Annotated in this window: 17 protein-coding genes; 11 read left to right on the forward strand and 6 right to left on the reverse strand. The window is 50.7% G+C overall.

The annotated features are described in order from the left end of the window. Window positions 1-119 precede the first annotated feature (119 nt). A complete protein-coding gene (gene torR / locus KNV97_RS09545; protein ID WP_218562967.1) occupies window positions 120-827 on the forward strand; it encodes a two-component system response regulator TorR in 708 nt (235 codons plus the stop codon). Between the two features lie 134 nt (window positions 828-961). Here the strand turns inward: torR and elyC are convergent, their stop codons facing one another. Continuing rightward, on the reverse strand, window positions 962-1,771 hold the full coding sequence (gene elyC, locus KNV97_RS09550) for an envelope biogenesis factor ElyC (RefSeq protein WP_136484472.1): 810 nt from the start codon (window positions 1,769-1,771) through the stop codon (window positions 962-964). Window positions 1,772-1,886: 115 nt separating this feature from the next. Here elyC and cmoM point away from each other — a divergent pair, with 115 nt between their 5' ends. The 5 genes from cmoM to KNV97_RS09575 all read left to right on the forward strand — a co-directional run bounded on the left by cmoM (window position 1,887) and on the right by KNV97_RS09575 (window position 9,611). After that, complete coding sequence (cmoM, locus tag KNV97_RS09555; RefSeq protein ID WP_136484473.1) at window positions 1,887-2,669, forward strand: tRNA uridine 5-oxyacetic acid(34) methyltransferase CmoM; 783 nt, start codon at window positions 1,887-1,889, stop codon at window positions 2,667-2,669. An 11-nt stretch (window positions 2,670-2,680) separates the two neighbouring features. Further along, complete coding sequence (gene mukF, locus KNV97_RS09560; RefSeq protein ID WP_136484474.1) at window positions 2,681-4,018, forward strand: chromosome partition protein MukF; 1,338 nt, start codon at window positions 2,681-2,683, stop codon at window positions 4,016-4,018. Then, entirely contained in the window at window positions 3,999-4,727 is a 729-nt protein-coding gene (gene mukE / locus KNV97_RS09565) for a chromosome partition protein MukE (protein ID WP_168797000.1), read from the forward strand. Before mukF ends, mukE begins: the two co-directional genes overlap by 20 nt. Beyond that, the gene (gene mukB, locus KNV97_RS09570) at window positions 4,724-9,184 is read left to right on the forward strand and encodes a chromosome partition protein MukB (RefSeq protein WP_218562968.1); all 4,461 of its coding nucleotides are present in this window, start codon (window positions 4,724-4,726) and stop codon (window positions 9,182-9,184) included. Before mukE ends, mukB begins: the two co-directional genes overlap by 4 nt. Before the next feature lie 73 nt (window positions 9,185-9,257). Continuing rightward, window positions 9,258-9,611 (forward strand): hypothetical protein, encoded by a 354-nt coding sequence (locus KNV97_RS09575; protein ID WP_218562969.1) that lies wholly within the window; start codon window positions 9,258-9,260, stop codon window positions 9,609-9,611. A gap of 121 nt (window positions 9,612-9,732) precedes the next feature. On the opposite strand, the gene fhuB is transcribed toward KNV97_RS09575, so the two are convergent. From fhuB to KNV97_RS09590, 4 genes are all read right to left on the reverse strand, one after another. Continuing rightward, window positions 9,733-11,736, reverse strand: coding sequence for a Fe(3+)-hydroxamate ABC transporter permease FhuB (fhuB, locus tag KNV97_RS09580; RefSeq protein WP_218562970.1), 2,004 nt, complete (start codon window positions 11,734-11,736; stop codon window positions 9,733-9,735). An 84-nt stretch (window positions 11,737-11,820) separates the two neighbouring features. Beyond that, on the reverse strand, window positions 11,821-12,486 hold the full coding sequence (locus tag KNV97_RS09585; RefSeq protein WP_256612763.1) for an ABC transporter substrate-binding protein: 666 nt from the start codon (window positions 12,484-12,486) through the stop codon (window positions 11,821-11,823). A gap of 7 nt (window positions 12,487-12,493) precedes the next feature. After that, the gene (locus tag KNV97_RS21965) at window positions 12,494-12,634 is read right to left on the reverse strand and encodes a hypothetical protein (protein WP_256612765.1); all 141 of its coding nucleotides are present in this window, start codon (window positions 12,632-12,634) and stop codon (window positions 12,494-12,496) included. Between the two features lie 9 nt (window positions 12,635-12,643). Beyond that, window positions 12,644-13,411 carry an ABC transporter ATP-binding protein gene (locus tag KNV97_RS09590; protein ID WP_218562971.1) on the reverse strand — a complete coding sequence of 256 codons (768 nt, stop codon included), beginning with the start codon at window positions 13,409-13,411 and terminating at the stop codon, window positions 12,644-12,646. Between the two features lie 133 nt (window positions 13,412-13,544). On the opposite strand from KNV97_RS09590, the gene KNV97_RS09595 reads away from it, so the two are divergent. From KNV97_RS09595 to KNV97_RS09610, 4 genes are all read left to right on the forward strand, one after another. Then, window positions 13,545-14,120, forward strand: coding sequence for an MSMEG_1061 family FMN-dependent PPOX-type flavoprotein (locus tag KNV97_RS09595; protein ID WP_136484481.1), 576 nt, complete (start codon window positions 13,545-13,547; stop codon window positions 14,118-14,120). A 129-nt stretch (window positions 14,121-14,249) separates the two neighbouring features. After that, a complete protein-coding gene (locus tag KNV97_RS09600) occupies window positions 14,250-16,274 on the forward strand; it encodes a TonB-dependent siderophore receptor (RefSeq protein ID WP_218562972.1) in 2,025 nt (674 codons plus the stop codon). Beyond that, window positions 16,262-16,423: a hypothetical protein gene (locus KNV97_RS09605; protein WP_322972727.1), complete on the forward strand. Its 162-nt coding sequence runs from the start codon at window positions 16,262-16,264 to the stop codon at window positions 16,421-16,423. The genes KNV97_RS09600 and KNV97_RS09605 overlap by 13 nt, the downstream gene beginning before the upstream one ends. A gap of 70 nt (window positions 16,424-16,493) precedes the next feature. Continuing rightward, window positions 16,494-16,892, forward strand: coding sequence for a VOC family protein (locus KNV97_RS09610; RefSeq protein ID WP_218562973.1), 399 nt, complete (start codon window positions 16,494-16,496; stop codon window positions 16,890-16,892). Between the two features lie 198 nt (window positions 16,893-17,090). On the opposite strand, the gene KNV97_RS09615 is transcribed toward KNV97_RS09610, so the two are convergent. Then, the gene (locus tag KNV97_RS09615) at window positions 17,091-19,046 is read right to left on the reverse strand and encodes a HAMP domain-containing methyl-accepting chemotaxis protein (protein WP_218562974.1); all 1,956 of its coding nucleotides are present in this window, start codon (window positions 19,044-19,046) and stop codon (window positions 17,091-17,093) included. 600 nt (window positions 19,047-19,646) lie between these two features. On the opposite strand from KNV97_RS09615, the gene KNV97_RS09620 reads away from it, so the two are divergent. Continuing rightward, window positions 19,647-20,414, forward strand: coding sequence for an EAL domain-containing protein (locus KNV97_RS09620; protein ID WP_407701899.1), 768 nt, complete (start codon window positions 19,647-19,649; stop codon window positions 20,412-20,414). Window positions 20,415-20,526 lie beyond the last annotated feature (112 nt).

Here is a 20,526-nt window from a genome sequence, read left to right on the forward strand (position 1 = left end):
CCATTGCTGTCAGAGCTTGTCTTGAATCAATAAAGGCGTGGATTTTTGCCGTGAATGCTAGAATTGCCATTGGCAATATTTAAAATTGGTTGCATCGTTTTTATGGGTCCAATTATGCCATGAGCAATCATATTCTTGTTGTTATTGACGATGATGTGACACGTAATACCCTGGTTGGTTATTTTGACAAAGAAGGATATCGGGTTTCACAGGCAAGTGATGCTGCGGGATTACGGGCGATATTCACACAACATCATGTGGACATTTTGATCCTGGATATTAATGTATCCGATGAGGATGGTCTGCTGCTGACCAGAGAGCTGCGCGGGGAATCAACCGCCGGTATTATTTTGCTGACTGGCCGTGTCGACAGTATCGACCGGATTATCGGCTTAGAGATGGGCGCTGACGACTGTATTACGCATCCGATAGCCTTGCGTGAGCTTTTAGCCAGAGTTAAAAATCTGCTGTGGCGGGTCTCTTTGATGGCTGGAGATATGGTCTCTGAAAGTGTGCTCCCGCCTGGAACGATTTCCTTTGGGGACTGGCGTTTTGATATAGCCCGGCGCGCGCTCTTCCATGATGACAAGCCGGTGCGACTGACCAAGGCCGAGTATGAGCTGCTGGTCGCTTTGACTTCTTGTCCGAATCAGGTGCTCAGCCGGGAGAAAATTCTTAATCTGCTCAGTCATCGGGTGGATATGCCAAATGACCGAACGATCGATGTTCTGATTCGTCGTTTACGCGCCAAAATAGAGTTTGACCCCAAGAACCCGCAAATTTTTGTCACAGTGCATGGCGAGGGCTACATGTTTGCCGGTGACTAATTTCGCCGGTGACTAATACTTTTGTCAGTGGTTAACACTAAGGTGAGGCGTGATGTAACCAGCCTGTCAGTAGGAGTCATTCACTAGTGAGTAAAAAGACCAGCCTGAAGCTGGTCTTTTTATTGTATCTGCCATTATTCCAGTGTGGTTTCAGAACCTTGTAGCGGAGCGGTTTGCTGATGTCCCGCTACCCAGTCCCGCAGAGATTGCCAGATAAGCCCCATACTTTCGTACCAAAAGCGTTCAGTCTGCTCGAGATAGAGTGCTTTGGGCGTGTACTTGTCCCATGGCTGGGTAATATTGCTCTGTGCCAGATAATTAGTCGGTGCAGGGATCGGTTGCAGACCGGCAGAGTGAAACTCGTTCAGCGCCCGCTGCATATGACTGGCGGACGTCACCAGAACCAGGGTTCTCTGCTGCACAAACGCCGCAGCCTGACGTGCCTCCTCCCAGGTATCCTTGGCGGTTTCCAGCAAGATGATATCTGATTTAGGGACGCCAAGCGCTAACGCTACACGAGCCAGCATGCGCGCATGACTGAACTCACTGCCGCCTGCATAACCAGACAGTATCAACTTAGAGCCGGGATACATCCGCATCACCCGAATCCCCTCACTCAGGCGCATTAATGCCGCCCGGCTCAGTTCGGATGTCGGCGGAATCTGGTCATCAACCACATGGCCATTACCCAGCACCATGATGTAGTCAACGGTGCCATCCACCGGTAAAAAAGCCGTGTACTGACGCTCGAGCGGCATCAGCAAACGACTGGAGACCGGCTGAAAAGAGATCAGAAAAATACCGGACAGGGAGAACAGTACAACAAGGCATCCGGTTTTGCGTTTGGCCGTGAACATGATCAGCATCAGGCCCACAAAACCAATCAGCAGCAATGCCGGAAGTGGCATCATTAAAGAAGAAACAATTTTTTTCAGCTCAAACATAAACAAATAGTCCGAAAAAACAGCACTTGATAATAAAAAGGGCTAAAAGCCTCTTTATTCCTGCCATTCCTATGACAGAATAGCAGCACGATTTATTATCATAACGCATGCTACAGTGACAGAAGATCGCAATTTCGACGATATTGCCCACAAATTTGCAAAAAACATATACGGTTCTGACAAAGGCGAGATTCGCCAAGTCATTGTTTGGGAAGATTTACTCCAACTGTTAACGCATTTTGATGGAATAAGCAAACCTTTGCACGTTTTAGATGCAGGAGGCGGTCTTGCTCAGATGTCTCAAAAACTGGCCCGCCTGGGCCATCGCGTTACCTTGTGTGATCTGTCTTCTGAAATGCTGCAACTGGCAGAGAAGGATATTGCAAATAACGGGTTGCTTGAGCAGTATCGCTTGGTTCATTCACCGGTACAGTCAGTACAGGAACATTTATCAGAACCGGTGGATATTGCCATGTTCCACGCTGTGATGGAATGGTTGGCTGATCCAAAAGCTGCACTGGACAACCTGCTCGCTCAGGTAAGACCGGGTGGCATGGTCTCGGTGATGTTTTACAACTATCATGGCCTGGTCTACAAAAACGCCGTGTGTGGCAATATTCCGCATGTCCTTGATGGCATGCCACATCGTAAAAGATTTAAACTGCAACCGCAGCAAGGGCTTATCCCGATCGATGTTTATCAGTGGATAGAAGCGGCCGGATTTGAGATCTGCGGTAAGTCAGGCATTCGCTGTTTTAGTGATTACATCGGTAACATGAAAAACATGGGCGAATACCAATATGAGGATGTGCTGGCCCTGGAGCAGAAATTTTGCCGTCAGGAGCCGTACCTCTCATTAGGCCGATACATCCATGTATGGGCCCAGAAAAAACAATAACAGGAATAACAATGAGTGAGTTAACTCAGAACGCTGCGGAGCAGCCAATCGACGAATTGGTCAGTTGGGTCAAGCAGAACGATTTCTCATTGAACCTGAGCACCGAACGGTTGGCGTTTCTTATCGCCATTTCGGTGTTAAGCAACGAACGGTTCGATGAAGAGCTAGGTGAAGGCGAGTTGCATGATGCGTTTGTGATTGTGACCCGCATGTTCGAAGACACGGGCGAAGCGTCTGCTTTTCGGGCCAACAACGCGATTAATGAGCTGGTAAAACAGCGTTTGATCAGTCGCTTTACCAGTGAAGTCACCGATGGTGCCAGTATCTACCGTCTGTCTCCGCTGGCCGTCGGCATCACCGACTATTATGTTCGCCACCGCGAATTCTCCAAGCTGAAACTGTCGATTCAGCTCTCGATGGTGGCTGACGAAATGGCGAAAGCGGTGGAGTCTGCGCAGCAGGGCGGCACGCCGGGTCACTGGAAGAAAAACGTCTACGGAGTGCTGAAATACTCGGTAGGCGAAATTTTCGATCGTATCGACCTTAACCAGCGTGTCATGGATGAGCAGCAGCAGTCCGTCAAACAACAGATAGCTGAGCTGCTCAATAAAGACTGGCGCGATGCGATTATCAACTGTGAATCTCTGCTGTCGGAGACCTCGTCCACACTGCGAGAACTGCAAGACACCTTGCAGGCGGCGGGCGATGAATTACAGACCCAGATCCTGGATATTCAGGAAATTGTCTATGGCGATGAGGAACTGGACTTTATCGGAGAAACCCTGTTTGGGTTGCAGATGAAGCTCGACCGGATCACCAGTTGGGGCCAGCAGGCGATTGACCTGTGGATTGGCTACGACCGCCATGTGCATAAATTTATCCGTACAGCCATCGATATGGACCAGAACCGGGCCTTCAGCCAGCGTCTGCGTCAGTCGGTGAATGATTACTTCGATCAACCATGGTATCTCACTTACGCCGAAGCGGAGCGCCTCAGTGATCTGCGCGATGAGGCTCTGGTGCTGCGTGACGAAGAAGTGACGGGTCATGTGCCGGTCGAAGTAGAATATGAAGAATTCCAACAGGTCAATGATGAGCTGGCAGAGCGCATCGGCGAAATGCTGAAAGGTCATAAAGAGCAGGGCATGCCGATTGATCTTGGCAGCGTGTTGCGTGATTACCTCGCCGCTCACCCGAGAACTCATCATTTTGATTTAGCACGAATTGTGGTCGACCAGGCGGTACGTCTCGGTTACTCAGGCTCGGATTATCGGGCAATTCAGCCAGACTGGCAGGCGATCAACGAATTTGGTGCAAAGGTACAAGCAAATGTCATCGACCGATATTAATGAATACATGCCAGAAAATCTGGCCAAAGCGATCGCGAACCCTCTGTTCCCGGCGCTGGACAGCCTGCTGCGTGCCGGCCGTCATATTTCCAGTGACGACATGGATAACCATGCCCTGTTGTCCGACTTTGAGCCGGAACTGGCTCAGTTTTATCAGCGTTATAACACCGAACTGGTGCGTGCGCCGGAAGGCTTCTTTTATCTGCGTCCACGTTCAACCTCACTGATTAGCCGCAGTGTGCTGTCTGAGCTGGACATGCTGGTAGGTAAAGTGTTGTGTTTCCTGTACCTCAGCCCGGAGCGTCTGGCTCACGAGGGCATCTTCACCAATCAGGAGCTGTATGAAGAGCTGCTGGCGTTAGCGGATGAGAAGAAGCTGATGAAGTTGGTCACCAACCGTGCCAACGGCTCTGATTTGGATAAAGAAAAACTGTTTGAAAAAGTGCGTACCTCGCTGCGACGTTTACGTCGCCTCGGTATGCTGATCAATATTGGCGATACCGGTAAATTCCGCATTTCAGAAGCGGTATTCCGCTTTGGTGCTGATGTCCGTGTTGGCGATGACATGCGGGATGCACAGCTGCGTCTGATTCGTGATGGCGAGGCGGTCGTGCATAGCCAAGAGCCGAATCAGCAAAGCCTGCTGGATAACGATGATTTATTGGATTCACAAGATGATGAGCAATCAGAGCGGGAAGGTGATGCATGATTGAACGTGGTAAATATCAATCACTGACCATGGTCAACTGGAACGGCTTCTTTGCCCGTACGTTTGACATCGATAATCTGGTCACCACTTTGTCCGGCGGTAACGGTGCGGGTAAATCGACCACCATGGCCGCGTTTATTACGGCGTTGATCCCGGACCAGACCCTGCTTCATTTCCGTAACACCACAGAAGCGGGCAGCTCCCAGGCCTCACGTGATAAAGGTTTGTACGGTAAATTGCAGCCGGGTGCCTGTTATGCCGCGCTGGATGTAGTGAACTCACGTAATCAGCGCGTACTGTTTGCGGTTAAGCTGCAACAAGTCGCCGGCCGTGATAAAAAAGTCGATATCAAACCATTTTTGATTCAGGGCCTGCCAAGTCATGTTAAGCCGACCGATGTCCTGGTTGAAAGCGTGTCAGACAACCATGCCCGCGTGCGTCAGATCAATGAAGTTAAAGACGCCGTTACGGCGATTGAAGGCGCGCACTTTAAGTCATTTGCTTCGATAGTCGATTACCATAACCAGATGTTCGAACTGGGTGTGGTACCGAAGAAACTGCGTAACAGCAGTGACCGTTCAAAATTTTACCGCCTGATTGAAGCCTCTTTGTACGGCGGTATCTCCAGTGCGATTACCCGCTCGCTGCGAGATTACCTGCTGCCACAAAATGGCGGGGTGAAAAAAGCGTTCCAGGACATGGAATCCGCGCTGCGTGAAAACCGAATGACGCTGGAAGCGATCAAAACCACTCAGGCGGATCGTGATCTGTTCAAACATCTGATCACTGAATCGACCAACTATGTGGCTGCCGACTACATGCGCCATGCTAACGATCGTCGTCAGAAAATGGATCAAGCCCTGGCGCTGCGTGGCGAACTGTTCAGCGCCCGTGAAACCTTGATTGAGCAGAACAGCCTGCTTAATCGGGTGCATGAAGAGCTGGAACTGCTGGTGGAAACGGAAGCGACCCTGGAGCAGGACTATCAGGGGGCTTCCGATCACCTGCAACTGGTGCAGAATGCACTGCGCCAGCAAGAGAAAATTGCCCGCTATCAGGATGATCTTGAAGAGCTTAATATTCGTCTCGAAGAGCAGATGATGGTGGTTGAGGAAGCGCAGGAGCGCGTCCTGACAGTGGAAGAGCAGGCGTTGATTGCTGAAGAAGAAGTCGATAGCCTGAAAACGCAACTGGCTGACTACCAGCAGGCACTGGATGTTCAGCAAACCCGCGCTCTGCAATATCAGCAAGCGGTGACCGCACTGGAGAGAGCACGCACGCTGCTCGATGATCAGCATCTGAGTGCCGACACGGCTCAGTCGTTGGTTTCCGGACTCAAAGCTGAGCAGGAGAGCCGTACGACTGAACTGCTGGCGCTGAAACACAAGTTGGATATGTCATCCGCAGCAGCGGCCCAGTTTGATAAAGCTTATGCTCTGGTGAAAAGCGTGCTGGGCGAAGTCGCGCGCGGTGACGCGGCCGATAAAGCCAAAGCCCTCGTCCGTCAGGCGACGGATGCCAAGCAGGTGGTACAGAACGAACACCAGTGGTACTCGCAGCAGCGTGACCTGGAACGCCGCATCGAGCAGCAGAATGTGGTTCGCCATCTGGCAGAAAGCTATCAGTCGCAGCATCAGGTAACTCTGAGTGATGAGATGACGGTTGAGCAAGAGCAGGAACGCCATGCGGCGTTGCTGGAAAGTGTTGAAGCCTCATACGAAGAGCTGCGTGAGAAACGCAGTGAGCAACGCCGACTGGAACAGGATTACCAGGCTGAGATTAGCCGTCTGGAATCCATTGCACCGGCCTGGATTAAAGCCAGCGATGCGCTGGAAACGCTGCGTGAGCAGAGTGATGCTGAACTGGCTGACAGCCAGTCAGTGATGGCGCAGATGCAGATCGTGCTGGAGCAGGAAAAAGCTCAGTCGATCGCCAAAGATCGTCTGGCTGAGCGCCGAACTCAGCTTGACAGTGAAATTGAACGCCTGGCGTCGCCGGGTGGTTCGGACGATCCGCGTCTGAAAGGTCTGGCGGATACGCTGGGCGGTGTATTGCTGTCAGAGATCTATGATGATATCACCATCGACGATGCGCCATACTTCAGTGCCATGTATGGCCCGGCGCGCCACGCGATTGTGGTGTCGGATCTGTCTGGAATCAAAGAAAAACTGGTTGAACTGGACGACTGTCCGGAAGACTTGTACCTGATCGAAGGCGATGTGGATGCCTTTGATGACAGTGCGATGAATGCGGAAGAGCTTGAAGGCGCGGTCTGCGTGCAGCTTAATGCACACCAGATCCGTTACTCACGCTTCCCGAAAATCCCATTGTTCGGCCGCGCGGCACGTGAACAGCGCCTGGAACTGCTGCGCAATGAACGTGAAGAAGTGGTTGAACAGCATGCGAAAGCAGCGTTTGACTCGCAGAAACTGCAGCGTCTGTACAGCAGCTTTAACCAGTTCGTTGCCCAGCACCTGCAGGTGGCGTTTAATGACGATCCGGAGCAGGCACTGCAGCAGATTCGCGATAAACGCAATCAGGCTGCGCGTACTCTGGCTGAACTGGATAACCAGGAGCAGCAACAACGCAGTCAGCTGCAACTGAGCAAGCAGGCCCTGACGGCACTGGACAAAATTGCGCCGAATATGCTGCTGCTGGAAGATGATTCCCTGCCAGAGCGTTTAGAAGAAATCAGCGCCAATATTGCTCGTCTGAGTGAAGCAAAAACCTTCCTCACCGCGCACGGTAAAGCGGTCGCCGAACTGGAGAATATCGCCTCAGCGCTGGAAGCGGACCCTGAGCAGTTTGATGCGCTGGAAACCCAGTACCAGCAGGCTGACCAGGCACTGCAGACCCTGAAGACTCAGATCTTCGCCTTGTCGGATCTGCTTGAGCGTCGTCATCACTTCGCTTATGAAGATTCGGTTAATCTGCTCAATCAGAGCAGTGAACTGAGTGAGCAACTTAAAGCCAAGCTGGTACAGGCAGAAAATCAGCGTGGACGTCAGCGTGAAGAGCTGAAACAGGCTCAGTCACAGCTCAACCAGTATAACCAGGTTCTGGCGTCGCTGAAGAGTTCGCATCAGGCCAAACTGGAAACCGTACAGGAATTCAAAGCCGAGCTGCAGGAATATGGTGTGCACGCAGACGAAGGCGCCGTTGAACGCGCTCAGCGTCGTCGTGATGAACTGCAACAGCGCCTGCACAGCTCGCGCAGTCGTAAAAGCGAATATGAGCGTACCATTACCTCGACTGAGCTGGAGATGAAGTCTCTGGCCAAGCGGATGAAGAAGGTCGAGAAAGACTACAAAGAGCTGCGTACTTTCGTTGTGAATGCCAAAGCGGGCTGGTGTTCAGTACTGCGTCTGGCGCGTGACAATGATGTCGAACGTCGTCTGCATAAGCGTGAACTGGCTTACCTATCGGCTGGTGAGCTGCGTTCGATGTCAGATAAATCATTGGGTGCACTGCGTCTGGCGGTGGCGAACAATGACGATCTGCGTGATGCGCTGCGTCTGTCGGAAGACAACAGCCGTCCTGAGCGGAAGGTTCTGTTCTACATTGCTGTCTACCAGCACCTGCGTGAGCGGATCCGTCAGGACATTATTCGTACCGACGATCCGGTGGAAGCAATCGAAGAGATGGAAGTGGAACTGGCCCGTCTGACCGAAGAGCTGACTCAGCGCGAAAACCGCCTGGCGATCAGTTCAGATTCCGTCGCCAGTATTATCCGTAAGACGATTCAGCGTGAGCAGAACCGGATTCGGATGCTCAACCAGGGCCTGTCAAACATCGGGTTTGGTCAGGTCAGTGGCGTGCGCCTGAACGTGAAAGTACGTGAAAGCCATGAAATTCTGTTGTCCGGTCTGGCGGAGAATCAGGCTCAGCACAAGGACCTGTTTGAAACCTCGCGCTATACTTTCTCTGAAGCGATGGCTAAGCTGTTCCAGCGTGTGAACCCGCATATTGACATGGGGCAGCGTTCACCGCAGGTACTGGGTGAGGAGCTGCTGGATTACCGTAACTACCTTGAGCTGAGTGTTGAGGTTAACCGTGGCTCTGATGGCTGGTTGCAAGCCGAGTCCGGCGCGCTGTCGACCGGTGAAGCGATTGGTACCGGTCAGTCTATTCTGCTGATGGTAGTGCAGAGCTGGGAAGAGGAATCGCGCCGCCTGCGCAGTAAAGACATTATGCCGTGTCGTCTGCTGTTCCTGGATGAAGCGGCTCGTCTGGATGGTAAGTCGATTGCGACTTTGTTTGAGCTGTGTGATCGCCTTGATATGCAGTTATTGATTGCTGCGCCGGAAAACATCAGTCCTGAGAAGGGTACGACCTATAAACTGGTACGTAAGGTGTTTAAGGACCATGAGCACGTGCACGTGGTCGGACTGCGCGGTTTCGGTCAGGGTGACAAGCTTAAATCTGCACAACAACTCCTGGCTGAAGAGCTGAGTTAAGTGGATAAAACGCCTTCCTTCGGGAAGGCGTTTTTGTGTTTGGTATCCTAATCGATTGATACGGAGGGAAACGATGCCATTGATATTTAAAGCCAGCCCAGAGCATGATGAAGATTTGTGTCGGCAGTTAGCGGTTTTTCTAGATGCTCATAAGACGGAGTTTGAAACGCGTTTAATTCCGGATTTAACCCATATCGACCTGATGGCTCACAATGTCAACGGGATTGAAGTGCTGAGTGTTGAGCATATCAGCGATCATCAGTACCGGTTGCGCTATCGCTATGACTGGCAGCTGTTTAACGGCTGTGCCGGAAAAGACGAGTCAGGCATCGAACGTGACAGTGTCCGCTTTACTCTGGATGACAACGGGGTTATCGATATCGCGTTTTTGGTCACGGATGAAAGAGGTACGGCTGATGAACTATAGCCCTGAAACGGATAGCGTTAAAACTGATCTTGTTAAAACTGATCGTGTTGAAACTGCTAACCCTGAAGCGTGATGCAAAAGAGTGATGAGATGACCCATCACTCTTTTTGTTGCGGATGAATCAGTTCTTACGCATCAGATAAAGGAAGTAAATTCCGCCCAGCATGGAAGAGATTAATCCGGCCGGGAATTGCCACGGGAACCAGACCATACGCCCGACCCAGTCTGACAAGGTCATGACAATCGCACCAATCAGGCAAGCACTGATTAACTGCGAACGGGCATCGTAGCGTCCCATCGCTCGGGCCATGTGCGGTGCGAGCAGGCCGATAAAGGTCAGCGGGCCGATGACGATGGTGCATAATGTGGTCAGTGCGGCGACCATCAGCAGAATACCTTGCCGCACCCGGCCGACATGCATGCCGACACTGCCGGCAGAGACCTGTCCCAGGCTGACCACATTAACATGACGCGAAGTCACCAGGGCAATCAGCATAAGTGGGCTGATTCCGCCAATGAGCATCAGCACATCACGCCACGACGTCAGATAGGTAGAGCCGGATAACCAGGTCAGTAATGCCTGGGCATCTTCGCTGCTGCTGGATAAGGTGATACGCAGCAGGGCATCCAGTGCCGCGCTGAGTGCGATACCGGTCAGGATCACCGTCATCGGAGCGAAATGTTGCTTACGGCTGGTGGCCCAGATCACCGCCGCGACTGTCAGTGCGCCCAGTGTGCCGACCAGTATCTGGCCGTCGCGGCCAAGTTTGATACCAAACATGACACATAATACCATGGCCAGAGAGGCTCCGGAGCTGATTCCCAGCACTTCCGGGCTCGCCATCGGATTGGTGGTCATACGCTGAATGAGCGTACCGGCGACCGCAAGACCAATGCCGGCAAGCAGAGCGCTGAAAAGACGTGGTGCGCGCAGTGCCAGTACGTCTGAACTGATGGAGAAAAACCAGCCGCTGTCTTGATTGCCGAGTGTTGCTGCAACGGCGATGACCGCCACTAAACCGGTACCGAGCCACAACAACTGGCGTGTGAACGAGGTCTGTTTGTAATGCAGGGCTGCGTCAGCGGTTTGTGCGTGTTGCGATGGCCAGATGTTTCTGGTCAGCAACCAGAGGAAAAAAGGTGCGCCGATTAACGCAGTCATGGCCCCGGTAGGCAGTAACTGGCTGGTCACTTCTTTGGGTATCGCCTGAATCAGTAGATCCGATAGCAACAGCATTAAGGAGCCCAGTAGGCCGGAGAGCAGGATACGTGCACTCAACGCGCGCACTTTGAGCAGACGCACAATATTAGGCGTGACGATACCAACGAAGCCAATCAGGCCGACTTCACTGACCACAACAGCAGTCAGTAAGATAGCCAGACCTAAGCTAATAATTTTATAGCGCTTTACGTTAACGCCGATTGAGTCTGCAACGGTATCACCGAGCGCCAGCGAACTGAGCGGGCGTTGCACCAGCAGCAACAATGCCGTGGTAGCGGCAATGACCGGTGCGAGATGCCAGACACCATCCCATCCATTCTGATTGAGAGAGCCTGTCCCCCACACGAAGACATTGGTCAGATGTTTTTCATTGACCAGCATCAGCATGGTGTTCACTGAGCCGAGAAACAGGCTGACGACCATGCCTGACAGCACCATCTGAACTGCTGCGAATCCCTTCCTGGCTGACAACCAGAACACCAGAGCGGTTGAAAATACCCCGCCGATAAACGCAAAAGTCACTGCGGGAAGCATAGCTAAACCCGGCGCCAGCAACATGCTGATAATCAGGCCGAATTGAGCACCAGAGGCAACACCTAACGTCGTCGGCGCCGCGATCGGATTACGCAACACAAACTGCATCACGCAACCGGCAACCGAAAGTGCAAACCCGCACAGCAGTGCGACCGTGAGGCGGGGCAGATAGGTCAAACCAACCACAATATGCTGATAATTAGCGCTGTCGTAGTCAAATAGTGTCCGGAACAGCAGCTTGCCACCGCCAAAGGGAGCGGTCAATTCGACAAGCACCGCCAGCAGCAAGAAAGTAAACCCTAGCCCCAGCCAAATCCGCCATGAGCGGAAGGGTTGAGAATGAGGGGCAGAAACGGTTAAGTCATTCATGGTTGTTCGGTCAGAAGGCGGGTAATGTTATCACTTAGCCGGCGCGCGGCTATCAGGCTGCCGAATGACCAAATTGCCGGCAGTTCATACACCTGCTTGTTGCGGGTGAATGCCATCGCCTGCCAAAGCGGAGACTGGGTCAGGGCTTCTCGGTCTTTTTGGACGCAGCGGGCCAAAAATCAGTACACGCGTGTCCTGATGCTCCGCTATTTTACTGATCTCGGTGGTGGCGAATCCCCAGCTGTTGGTTGCTTGCTGCCATTCATTATGCAAGCCCATCTGGGTAATGGTGTCGTTAATCAATGAACCTTTACCGTGGATACGCAGCGTTTGCTTATTGACGAAGCGAATGAACATCAGATTGCGATCATCGGCGCCGGCCTGGCGCAGTTTAGCACCATTGTCTTGCAGATGTTGGCGGGTTTGCTTTATCAGATCCTCGGCCTGCTGTTCACGGTTAAGAATCTGCCCAAGCTCACGTGTCAGTTGTTCAGCATTCGCCAGCGGTGTTTGGCTGTCATTGTAAATATCGACCACTGCGACCGGTGCGATGCGGCTCAGCGTGTCATAAGCGGGCAGCAGGTAAGAGCTGATCAGGATCAGATCCGGCTTGAGTTTAGTCAGCAGCTCAACATTGGGTTCGGTGCGTGAACCAAGATCGGCGACGCTGTCGGGTAATGACGGCTTGCTGACCCATTGGTTGTAATTCTGTGTGTCTGATGCGGCAACAGGTGTCACGCCCAGACTCATGACGGTCTCACTCAATGCCCAGTCGAGCGTTGCCACGCGGGTAGGGGGGATGGTCGAGATGCAGAGCGGAGAGGGGGTGAACCGTGTCCGCTGCGGCAACTGCCCAGTTGGTGTAAATAAAAAACAGAGCCAAAAGCATTTTTTTCATCGGGGCGTCCTATGGAATATAGCTGATCAACTGGCCGTTAGCCGGATTACGAAATAGTGCGAGATCCATACCGTAGATGGATTTGAGAACGTCTGTCTGCATGATCTGCTCGGGGTTTCCCTGTGCGATCACCTGGCCTGACTTGAGCGCTATGATATGATCGCTAAAGCGCGCGGCCATATTGATATCGTGCAATACGATCACCACGGTCAGATTAAGGCGCTGGTTGAGCTCGCGAATCATCTCCAGCAGTTCGTACTGATGATGGACATCCAGAGCGGAAGTCGGCTCGTCCAGCAATAGGCATTCGCTTTGCTGCGCAAGTAACATCGCAACCCAGGCACGTTGGCGTTCGCCACCGGACAGGGTCGCAACAAAGCGGTCCGCATAAGCCGTCAGGCCGGTATGCTCAATCGCTTGTTCAATCGCCTGATGATCTTCACTGTTGAGCTGGCCAAAAGCGCCTTTCCACGGATAACGGCCAAAACTGACCAGCTCACGCACAGTGACCCCGTCTGTGACGGGCGGATGTTGCGGCAGGTAGGAGACTTTGCGCGCAAATGATTTATGTTCGAAGCCTTGCAGTGGCTTACCCGCAATATCAATGCTGCCACGATTGGCATGATACTGGCGGCTCAGCAGTTTCATTAAAGTGGATTTACCACACCCGTTATGTCCCAGCAGCGCTGTCACCTTGCCTGGCGGAAAGGTGAGATTGGTGGGGTGTAAAATTACAGTATTATCTATCTGATAGCTGACGTCTTTTAATGTGAACATGATTTCTTAGCAGCCATAACCTTTGGCTCAGTGTCATCCGGTGATAAATATGGTAATGTAAATTATTAACAATTAAAAGTAAGTCGCATTTTCAAATGCATCATTCTTTGACGTGTAGGGATAAATAATAACAATGACTCAGATTACGACACTGGAACAACTCCGCGAACTCTATCCAATGCCGGCCCCACTGGTAGTGGAAAAAGATGTTCACCATATTGATCAGCACAGCCGCACTTTTCTCCAGCACAGTACGCTGATGTTTCTGGCGACTGAAGGTAAAGAGGGGTTTCTGGATCTATCGCCGCGTGGCGGTACTCCGGGTTTTATCAAAGTGCTGGATGATCACACCATTGCTTTTCCGGACAGTCCGGGCAACAACCGCCTGGATACTCTGAGCAACTTGCTTGCCAATCCCAAAGTCGGACTGTTGTGCATGGTGCCGGGTGTGGAAGAGATTGTCCGTATCAAAGGAACCGCGTCACTGCACATTGATGAGGAGCTGCGTCAGCAATGTCTGGACGGAAAAAGTAAACCTAAGCTGGTGGTTAAAGTGGCGGTAGAAGCGCTGTTTTTCCACTGCCCGAAAGCGTTGATGTTATCCAAAATCTGGAACAGTGATTCGTACCAGGATCGCAGTTTCCTGCCTTCACTACTGGCGATCATTAAGGATCAGCAGGTGGAGAAAACACAGCACGGCGACTGTTGATGTGAGACTTATGTCACATTAATGAAGCAAAAATTGAACTTGTCAATTAATCTTAGTTCATGGCGTTGAAATAAATGCAAATGATACCTACTATCATTTGCATTTTGATAAAGACAACAGCGTAACACTATGAATAAAACAATGATTGCGACAGTGGTCGCCATGCAATTTGCTTCGGCTGCAATCTATTCTCCTTCTCTCTTTGCCCAGCAAGAGGGCTCATCTCAAACATCTCAAATAGCTCAAACGACTCGATCATCCGAGCTGGAAATGGACACCCTTGTGGTGACCGGTCGATATACAGCGACCGAACAAGTATCCAGTGCAACCGGTATGAACTTATCCGATATGGAAACGCCGCAGTCGGTCAGCGTGATCACCGAGCAGCGGATCAAAGACCAAGGCTTGTCGAACGTTAAAGATGTGGTCAATACTGCGGTTGGACTCTCAGTCGATCCAGCAGACACCGAGCGAAACACCTTTATATCCCGCGGCTTTGTGGTTGGCAGTTATCAGGTAGACAGTGTTCCGCAATCGCTGGGTGATCTTGGCGGTGCCTTAGGGGAAACCCTGATTGACCTGTCTATCTATGACCGGGTTGAAATAGTACGTGGTGCAACTGGCCTGATGACAGGTTCGGGGAATCCGGCCGCTGCGATCAACTTCGTACGTAAGCACGCGGACAGTCAGGAGTTTCGTGGCTATGTCAATGTCAAAGCGGGCAGTTGGGATCGACGTGAGATCACGACCGATTTATCCGGCTCGCTCAACGACAGCGGCTCTGTACGGGGTCGGATTGTGGCGAAGTACGACAAACACGGTTCGTTTATGGATCGTTACAGTAAAGAGACTTCGGTACTGTATGGTGTGGTCGATGCTGACATGACTGACAATACGCTGCTGAGAGTCGGGGCCGGCCTGCAAAATAATAATGCTGACGGTGCAACCTGGGGTTCACTGCCGTCCCATTACACTGACGGCGAGAAGATTAACTGGTCACGCTCCATGTCGACAGCGACCAACTGGAGTTATTACGACACCGATGCAAAATACTACTTCATTAATCTCGAGCACTATTTTGCTAACGGCTGGCGTCTCAAGACCGATTACAGCCACAATGAATACACTAATGATGACAAACTGTTCTATATCGGTGGTCAGATAGACAAGGCAGATGGTGGTGCTTCACTGGGACAGTGGCTTATCAATGGAGATTCAAAAGCCACCATCGATAGTATTGGTACACAGCTGAATGGTGACTTTGGTTTATTTGGCCGTCAGCACGACTTTGTTGCCGGTGCGCTGTTCAGTCATCAGACCCGAAAAATCTATTACGGCTATCCGGCTGAAAGTGGCCAGAATTTCAACCAGAGCTTACTGGATTATCAGGGCAACGTATCGGTATCAGGCTGGCCGCAACGTTCACTCGATTCCGACTACACCACTGAAGAGCTGGGTTTTTATGCCGCAGCCCGTTTCGATGTAACAGACGATTTGAAATGGATTGTAGGCAGCCGGGTCTCCAACTGGAATCGTGATGGCCTGTATTCGACAGCTTCGGCAACCAGTAAGGTCGACTATGGTGATAACGGGGTGATCACGCCATACACCGGATTACTCTACGATTTGACCGCCCAGCATCGTGCCTACGTGAGCTATGCTGAGATCTTCCAGCCGCAATTCAATAAAGATGCCAGCGGCGACTTCATCGATCCGCTGACCGGTAAAAACTACGAAGTGGGACTAAAGAGCAGTTTTGCTGATGATCAGATTCATACTGCCATCTCGGTATTCCGCATTGAGCAGGATAACCTGGCTGAATCGACCGGCACGCTGAACAGCAAAGGTGAAACGATTTATCGTGAGGTTGACGGGGTGACCAGTAACGGCTTTGAGCTGGAGGCGAACGGTCAGGTGACGGACGGATGGAATCTGAGTGCGGGCTACTCGCAATACACGGCTAAGGATAAAGATGACCAGCCAGTTAGCACAACTCGCCCGCGTAAGCAGTTCAAACTGTTTACTACCTATAACTTTACCTCAGCACTGCCTGAGCTGACTTTAGGGGGGGTGTCAAATGGCAAAGCCGTATTTTCGCTGATGACAGCAGCGGTTATCGCACCGAGCAGGGTGACTATGCTTTGGTTGATCTGATGGGGCGCTACGACATTACCCGCCAGACTCAGGTACAGGTCAACATCAATAATGTGTTTGATAAAAAATATTACGCCGGGATCTGTACGACCTGTTACAGCTATGGTGATCCTGCTAATGTCACCGTCAGTCTGCAACATAACTTCTGATGGTGTGACAAGCGTTTACCGCTGACGGACTAGTAAAGTTGCACGACAAACATAATCAATCAGGAAAGCTATGATTTCTAAAAATACCAAGCTCAGGGTCGCACGTCCGACCGACAATCTGGAAACCATTGCCGATATGTATATCCGGGGACTTGGTTTTGAGCTGTTGGGCAGTTTTAGCGACCACAATGGTTTTGACGGTAGCATTATCGGCCACCCGCAGCATAACTATCATCTGGAGTTCACCCATCATCGGGGGACTCTGGTGGGCAAAGCGCCGACGCAGGATAATTTACTGGTGTTTTATCTGCCCGAGCAATCAGAGTGGCAGCAATGCTGTGCACAGATGCTGGAGGCCGGTTTTATCCGGGTCACTGCATATAATCCTTACTGGGATGTGGTTGGTAAAACATTCGAAGATGTTGATGGCTATCGGGTGGTATTGCAGAACCGGGAGTGGTCAGCCTAGCTTAACGAGAATCTACAACACTTAACGCCGCAACGCGTCTGCATAAACATCATACGCTGGCAGAACATGGCACACGTATTAATGGCTGGTGCATTGCGCGGTATCGAGCTGGAATAACAAGCGCTGTGATATATTGCGGGCTGACTGTGATAGATGCGGCCTACGGCGATGTTTGCCGATAAGGCCGCTACAGGCTAGTTAGGCGCTAAGTTTAAACAGAGCAACCAGATCATTCAGTTGGTCGGCCAGGCGGGCAATTTCACTGCTTGAACTGCGGGTCTGGCTTGATGCCAATGCGTTTTCCTGGGCAATGCGTTTTACGTTGACTACGTTTTCATTGATGGTTTCGGCCACGGTGCTTTGTTGCTCTGAGGCGCTGGCAATCTGCATGTTCATATCATTAATGACACCGACCGCATCTGTAATCGACTGCAGCACAACCCCGGTTTTACCCGCTTGTTCAACACAATCGTCCGCCAGGGATTTGACCTGATTCATCACTTGCACCGAGCTTTTAGTTCCGGACTGCAACTGCTCAATGATCGACTGGATTTCTGACGTTGAACCCTGCGTTCTCGCAGCAAGCGAGCGCACTTCATCGGCGACAACAGCAAAGCCGCGCCCTTGTTCGCCGGCGCGAGCCGCTTCGATCGCAGCGTTGAGGGCTAGTAGGTTGGTTTGATCGGCGATCGCGCGAATCACATCCAGAATCGAGCTAATATTCACCACATCTTGCTGGACCATGTGCAGTTTCTCTGAGGAGAGATTTACACTCTCAGACAAGGTGCCGATGGAGTTGACCGTTTCTGCCACGACTTTGGCGCCATTTTCTGCCTGTTTATCGGCATCACTGGCGGCATCCGCTGCCCTGGCGGCATTCGACGCCACATCATGCACGGTTGTCGCCATTTCATTCATCGCCGTCGCGACCATATCGGTCTCGGTTTCTTGTCGTACAATGCCTTGTGTGGTTTGGTCTGTCACCACAGCCAGTTCTTCTGAGGCAGAGGCGAGTTCGGCACTGGCACTGTGGATGGTTGATATCATGTCGGTCAGATGATCGGCGGTATTTTGAATAGCGTTCAGCAGTGTGCCTGTCTCGTCTGTACGATGTGTTGCGACTTGTATAGTGAGGTCACCCTGGGCAAGCTGATTGGCGGCCCCGACCGCGGCCTGAATTGGTTTGGTTATGTTGATAGTAAGCAGGTAAGCGGCCAGGACTCCCAGCACGATCGCCGCAACGGACAGTATCAGAGTTAACTGAATACTGCTGTCGGTGTTACGCTCTACTTCTGTGCCAAGAGCGTTCTGATCACCGATAATCGACAGTTTCACCTGCTCAACCTGACGGGCGACATTAGGCCCCTCGATATCCAGAACCTGAGTTATCATCTCGTTACGCTGATTGATCATACGGTTAATATCGCGCATCTCAGCCACATAAGCGCTGTGAGCCTGCTTGAATTCACTTAGCATAGCGAGGTGTTGTGTAGTGAAGAGATTCTTTTCAAGGTTGGGCAATACCTGCTTCATCGCCTCGTCCATATTGGCAAGAGCCTGCTCAAAATCCTGCTTTGAATTGGTTTGTAAGAACTTAGCGACGTAGAGGCGGCCGGTGAGCATGACTTTTTGTACCTGACTGGCGTCATATGCGGCTTCGGTGTTGCCATCGTCGTACACGGACTGGATAAGGTTGTCGATTTGACGGCGCATTTTTTCCCCGCTGGGCACCAGGCGCTGATCATGGGCAGTATTGCGTTGCTCTATCAGGCGGGTGACGTTCTCAAATGCGTTCTGGTATGTGATGACCGATGAGGCGATGGACTGGATCAACTGTACACGAGAAGGTTCCTGAATATCGTCTTTAGCTTGCTGTAAAAGATGGTTCATTTTGGACAGATAGTTTTTATAGTCCTGCAGACTCCGTTCATCCTGAGCAATCAGGTAGTTTTTTACATTCATGCGAACCATCAGCATATTGGCCTGCAGCTCTCCTGCCAGGTTACTGTCATCGGCGAGATCACCGTAACTCATCAAGCCCTGATTGGTTTTAGTTAATGCCAGAATGCTGATTGCCAGAACGACAGAAAGCAGTGTTAACAAGGCACCAAAGCTCAGCGCCATCTTCTTGCCTAGTTTTAGGTTATTAAACATGCCAACTTCCTTGTATCTAAATAAAAGCCTGTATGCAGAATAGTCTAGTTTTTATTAGTTAAATATAGGCAATAAGTTATATCGTACATTGTTTTAATTCTAGTGATAATAGAAGTATCAATATATTTTTCATGATGGTGGTTATTAATATCAATAATATAACCAAGCTTGAGGTGGGTGTTTTTTTCTAGGAGAAGTGCTGTTTTTTATATTGGTAACAGTCACATGGTTATTCTTCAAGAAAGTGCAATAAAAACATATTGTTTAAATGTTAATTTAATTATTGTTAGTTGCAGTGTTTTATCGGATTCCAGTTGTTATTGATTCAATATAACCGGAAAAATTGGAATAGAGATAATTAATCTATCGCTTTATCCAGCTCGTTTCGTGGGAAATACTGCATCAATCATTCATCCAGTAGAAAATCAATAAAAAATTGAAATGATATTTTTTATTGATTTGTGATCCGAGTCGATGATTCATTCTGTTGCAAAGCACATTTCAGGATAAATTATTTTTCATGCTGCATGATTCGGTGATGGTTGCGTTCTTGTATAAATATGACTACTCTGACCGACTGATATACCAGTAGGCTATTTTATGAAAGACAGTCTCAATCACAAAAACGTGGCGTTGTGCCGACAATGTTCCGGGTCCAGTAAGCTCGAATTTGATTTCACGATGGCATTCCAGCCCATTATCGACTGCACATCACAAACAGTGTTTGGCTACGAAGCTTTGGTCAGAGGGCTTGATAATCAATCCGCGTATTCGATTATTTCTCAGGTCAATGATGACAACCGCTACCTGTTTGACCAGTTGTGTCGTGTCAAGGCGATTACCTTAGCGGCCAGGCTGAAAATGAATTGCATGCTCAGTATCAATTTCCTGCCTAATGCGATTTATAATCCTCAGCGCTGCATTCGAACCACGCTAGAGGCCGCCAATACTCACCAGTTTCCAATCCAAAATATCCTGTTTGAGTTCACCGAAAGTGAGAAGGTCGAGGATAGTCACCATATCCGTGCCATTGTAGAGTCCTATCAGGCGATGGGATTCAAAACTGCGATTGATGATTTTGGAGCCGGCTATTCTGGGCTCAATCTTCTGGCGGACTTTCAGACTGATATCGTCAAGTTGGATATGGCGTTGATTCGTAATATTGATGCTGATAAAGGGCGTCAGACCATAGTTACACACACGTTGAATATGTTACGTGATCTTGGGGTCAGAGCATTAGCAGAAGGGATTGAAAGTGAGGCAGAGTACCGCTGGTTAAAAGCGGCCGGGGTGGAGCTGATGCAGGGCTATTACTTTGCTAAACCTGGTTTTGAATCATTACCTGAAGTCGACTTTTCTGCGCTTTAGACTTTCTCCACGTTTTCAATGCAATGTCAGCCATTCGATACAGGGTTAGTGGCTAACTACTGGCTTATCGATTCACGACTGATTTGCTATTAACGGCGGCCTCAGCGGTTAA

This window comes from Vibrio ostreae, assembly GCF_019226825.1.
Lineage (GTDB): Bacteria > Pseudomonadota > Gammaproteobacteria > Enterobacterales > Vibrionaceae > Vibrio > Vibrio ostreae.

Coding starts and splice junctions, on each gene's coding strand:
- torR (WP_218562967.1), top strand. CDS start 120: ATGAGCAATCATATTCTTGTTGTTATTGACGATGATGTGACACGTAAT.
- elyC (WP_136484472.1), bottom strand. CDS start 1,771: ATGTTTGAGCTGAAAAAAATTGTTTCTTCTTTAATGATGCCACTTCCG.
- mukF (WP_136484474.1), top strand. CDS start 2,681: ATGAGTGAGTTAACTCAGAACGCTGCGGAGCAGCCAATCGACGAATTG.
- mukE (WP_168797000.1), top strand. CDS start 3,999: ATGTCATCGACCGATATTAATGAATACATGCCAGAAAATCTGGCCAAA.
- mukB (WP_218562968.1), top strand. CDS start 4,724: ATGATTGAACGTGGTAAATATCAATCACTGACCATGGTCAACTGGAAC.
- KNV97_RS09575 (WP_218562969.1), top strand. CDS start 9,258: ATGCCATTGATATTTAAAGCCAGCCCAGAGCATGATGAAGATTTGTGT.
- fhuB (WP_218562970.1), bottom strand. CDS start 11,736: ATGAATGACTTAACCGTTTCTGCCCCTCATTCTCAACCCTTCCGCTCA.
- KNV97_RS09585 (WP_256612763.1), bottom strand. CDS start 12,486: ATGAGTCTGGGCGTGACACCTGTTGCCGCATCAGACACACAGAATTAC.
- KNV97_RS21965 (WP_256612765.1), bottom strand. CDS start 12,634: ATGAAAAAAATGCTTTTGGCTCTGTTTTTTATTTACACCAACTGGGCA.
- KNV97_RS09590 (WP_218562971.1), bottom strand. CDS start 13,411: ATGTTCACATTAAAAGACGTCAGCTATCAGATAGATAATACTGTAATT.
- KNV97_RS09595 (WP_136484481.1), top strand. CDS start 13,545: ATGACTCAGATTACGACACTGGAACAACTCCGCGAACTCTATCCAATG.
- KNV97_RS09600 (WP_218562972.1), top strand. CDS start 14,250: ATGAATAAAACAATGATTGCGACAGTGGTCGCCATGCAATTTGCTTCG.
- KNV97_RS09610 (WP_218562973.1), top strand. CDS start 16,494: ATGATTTCTAAAAATACCAAGCTCAGGGTCGCACGTCCGACCGACAAT.
- KNV97_RS09615 (WP_218562974.1), bottom strand. CDS start 19,046: ATGTTTAATAACCTAAAACTAGGCAAGAAGATGGCGCTGAGCTTTGGT.
- KNV97_RS09620 (WP_407701899.1), top strand. CDS start 19,647: ATGAAAGACAGTCTCAATCACAAAAACGTGGCGTTGTGCCGACAATGT.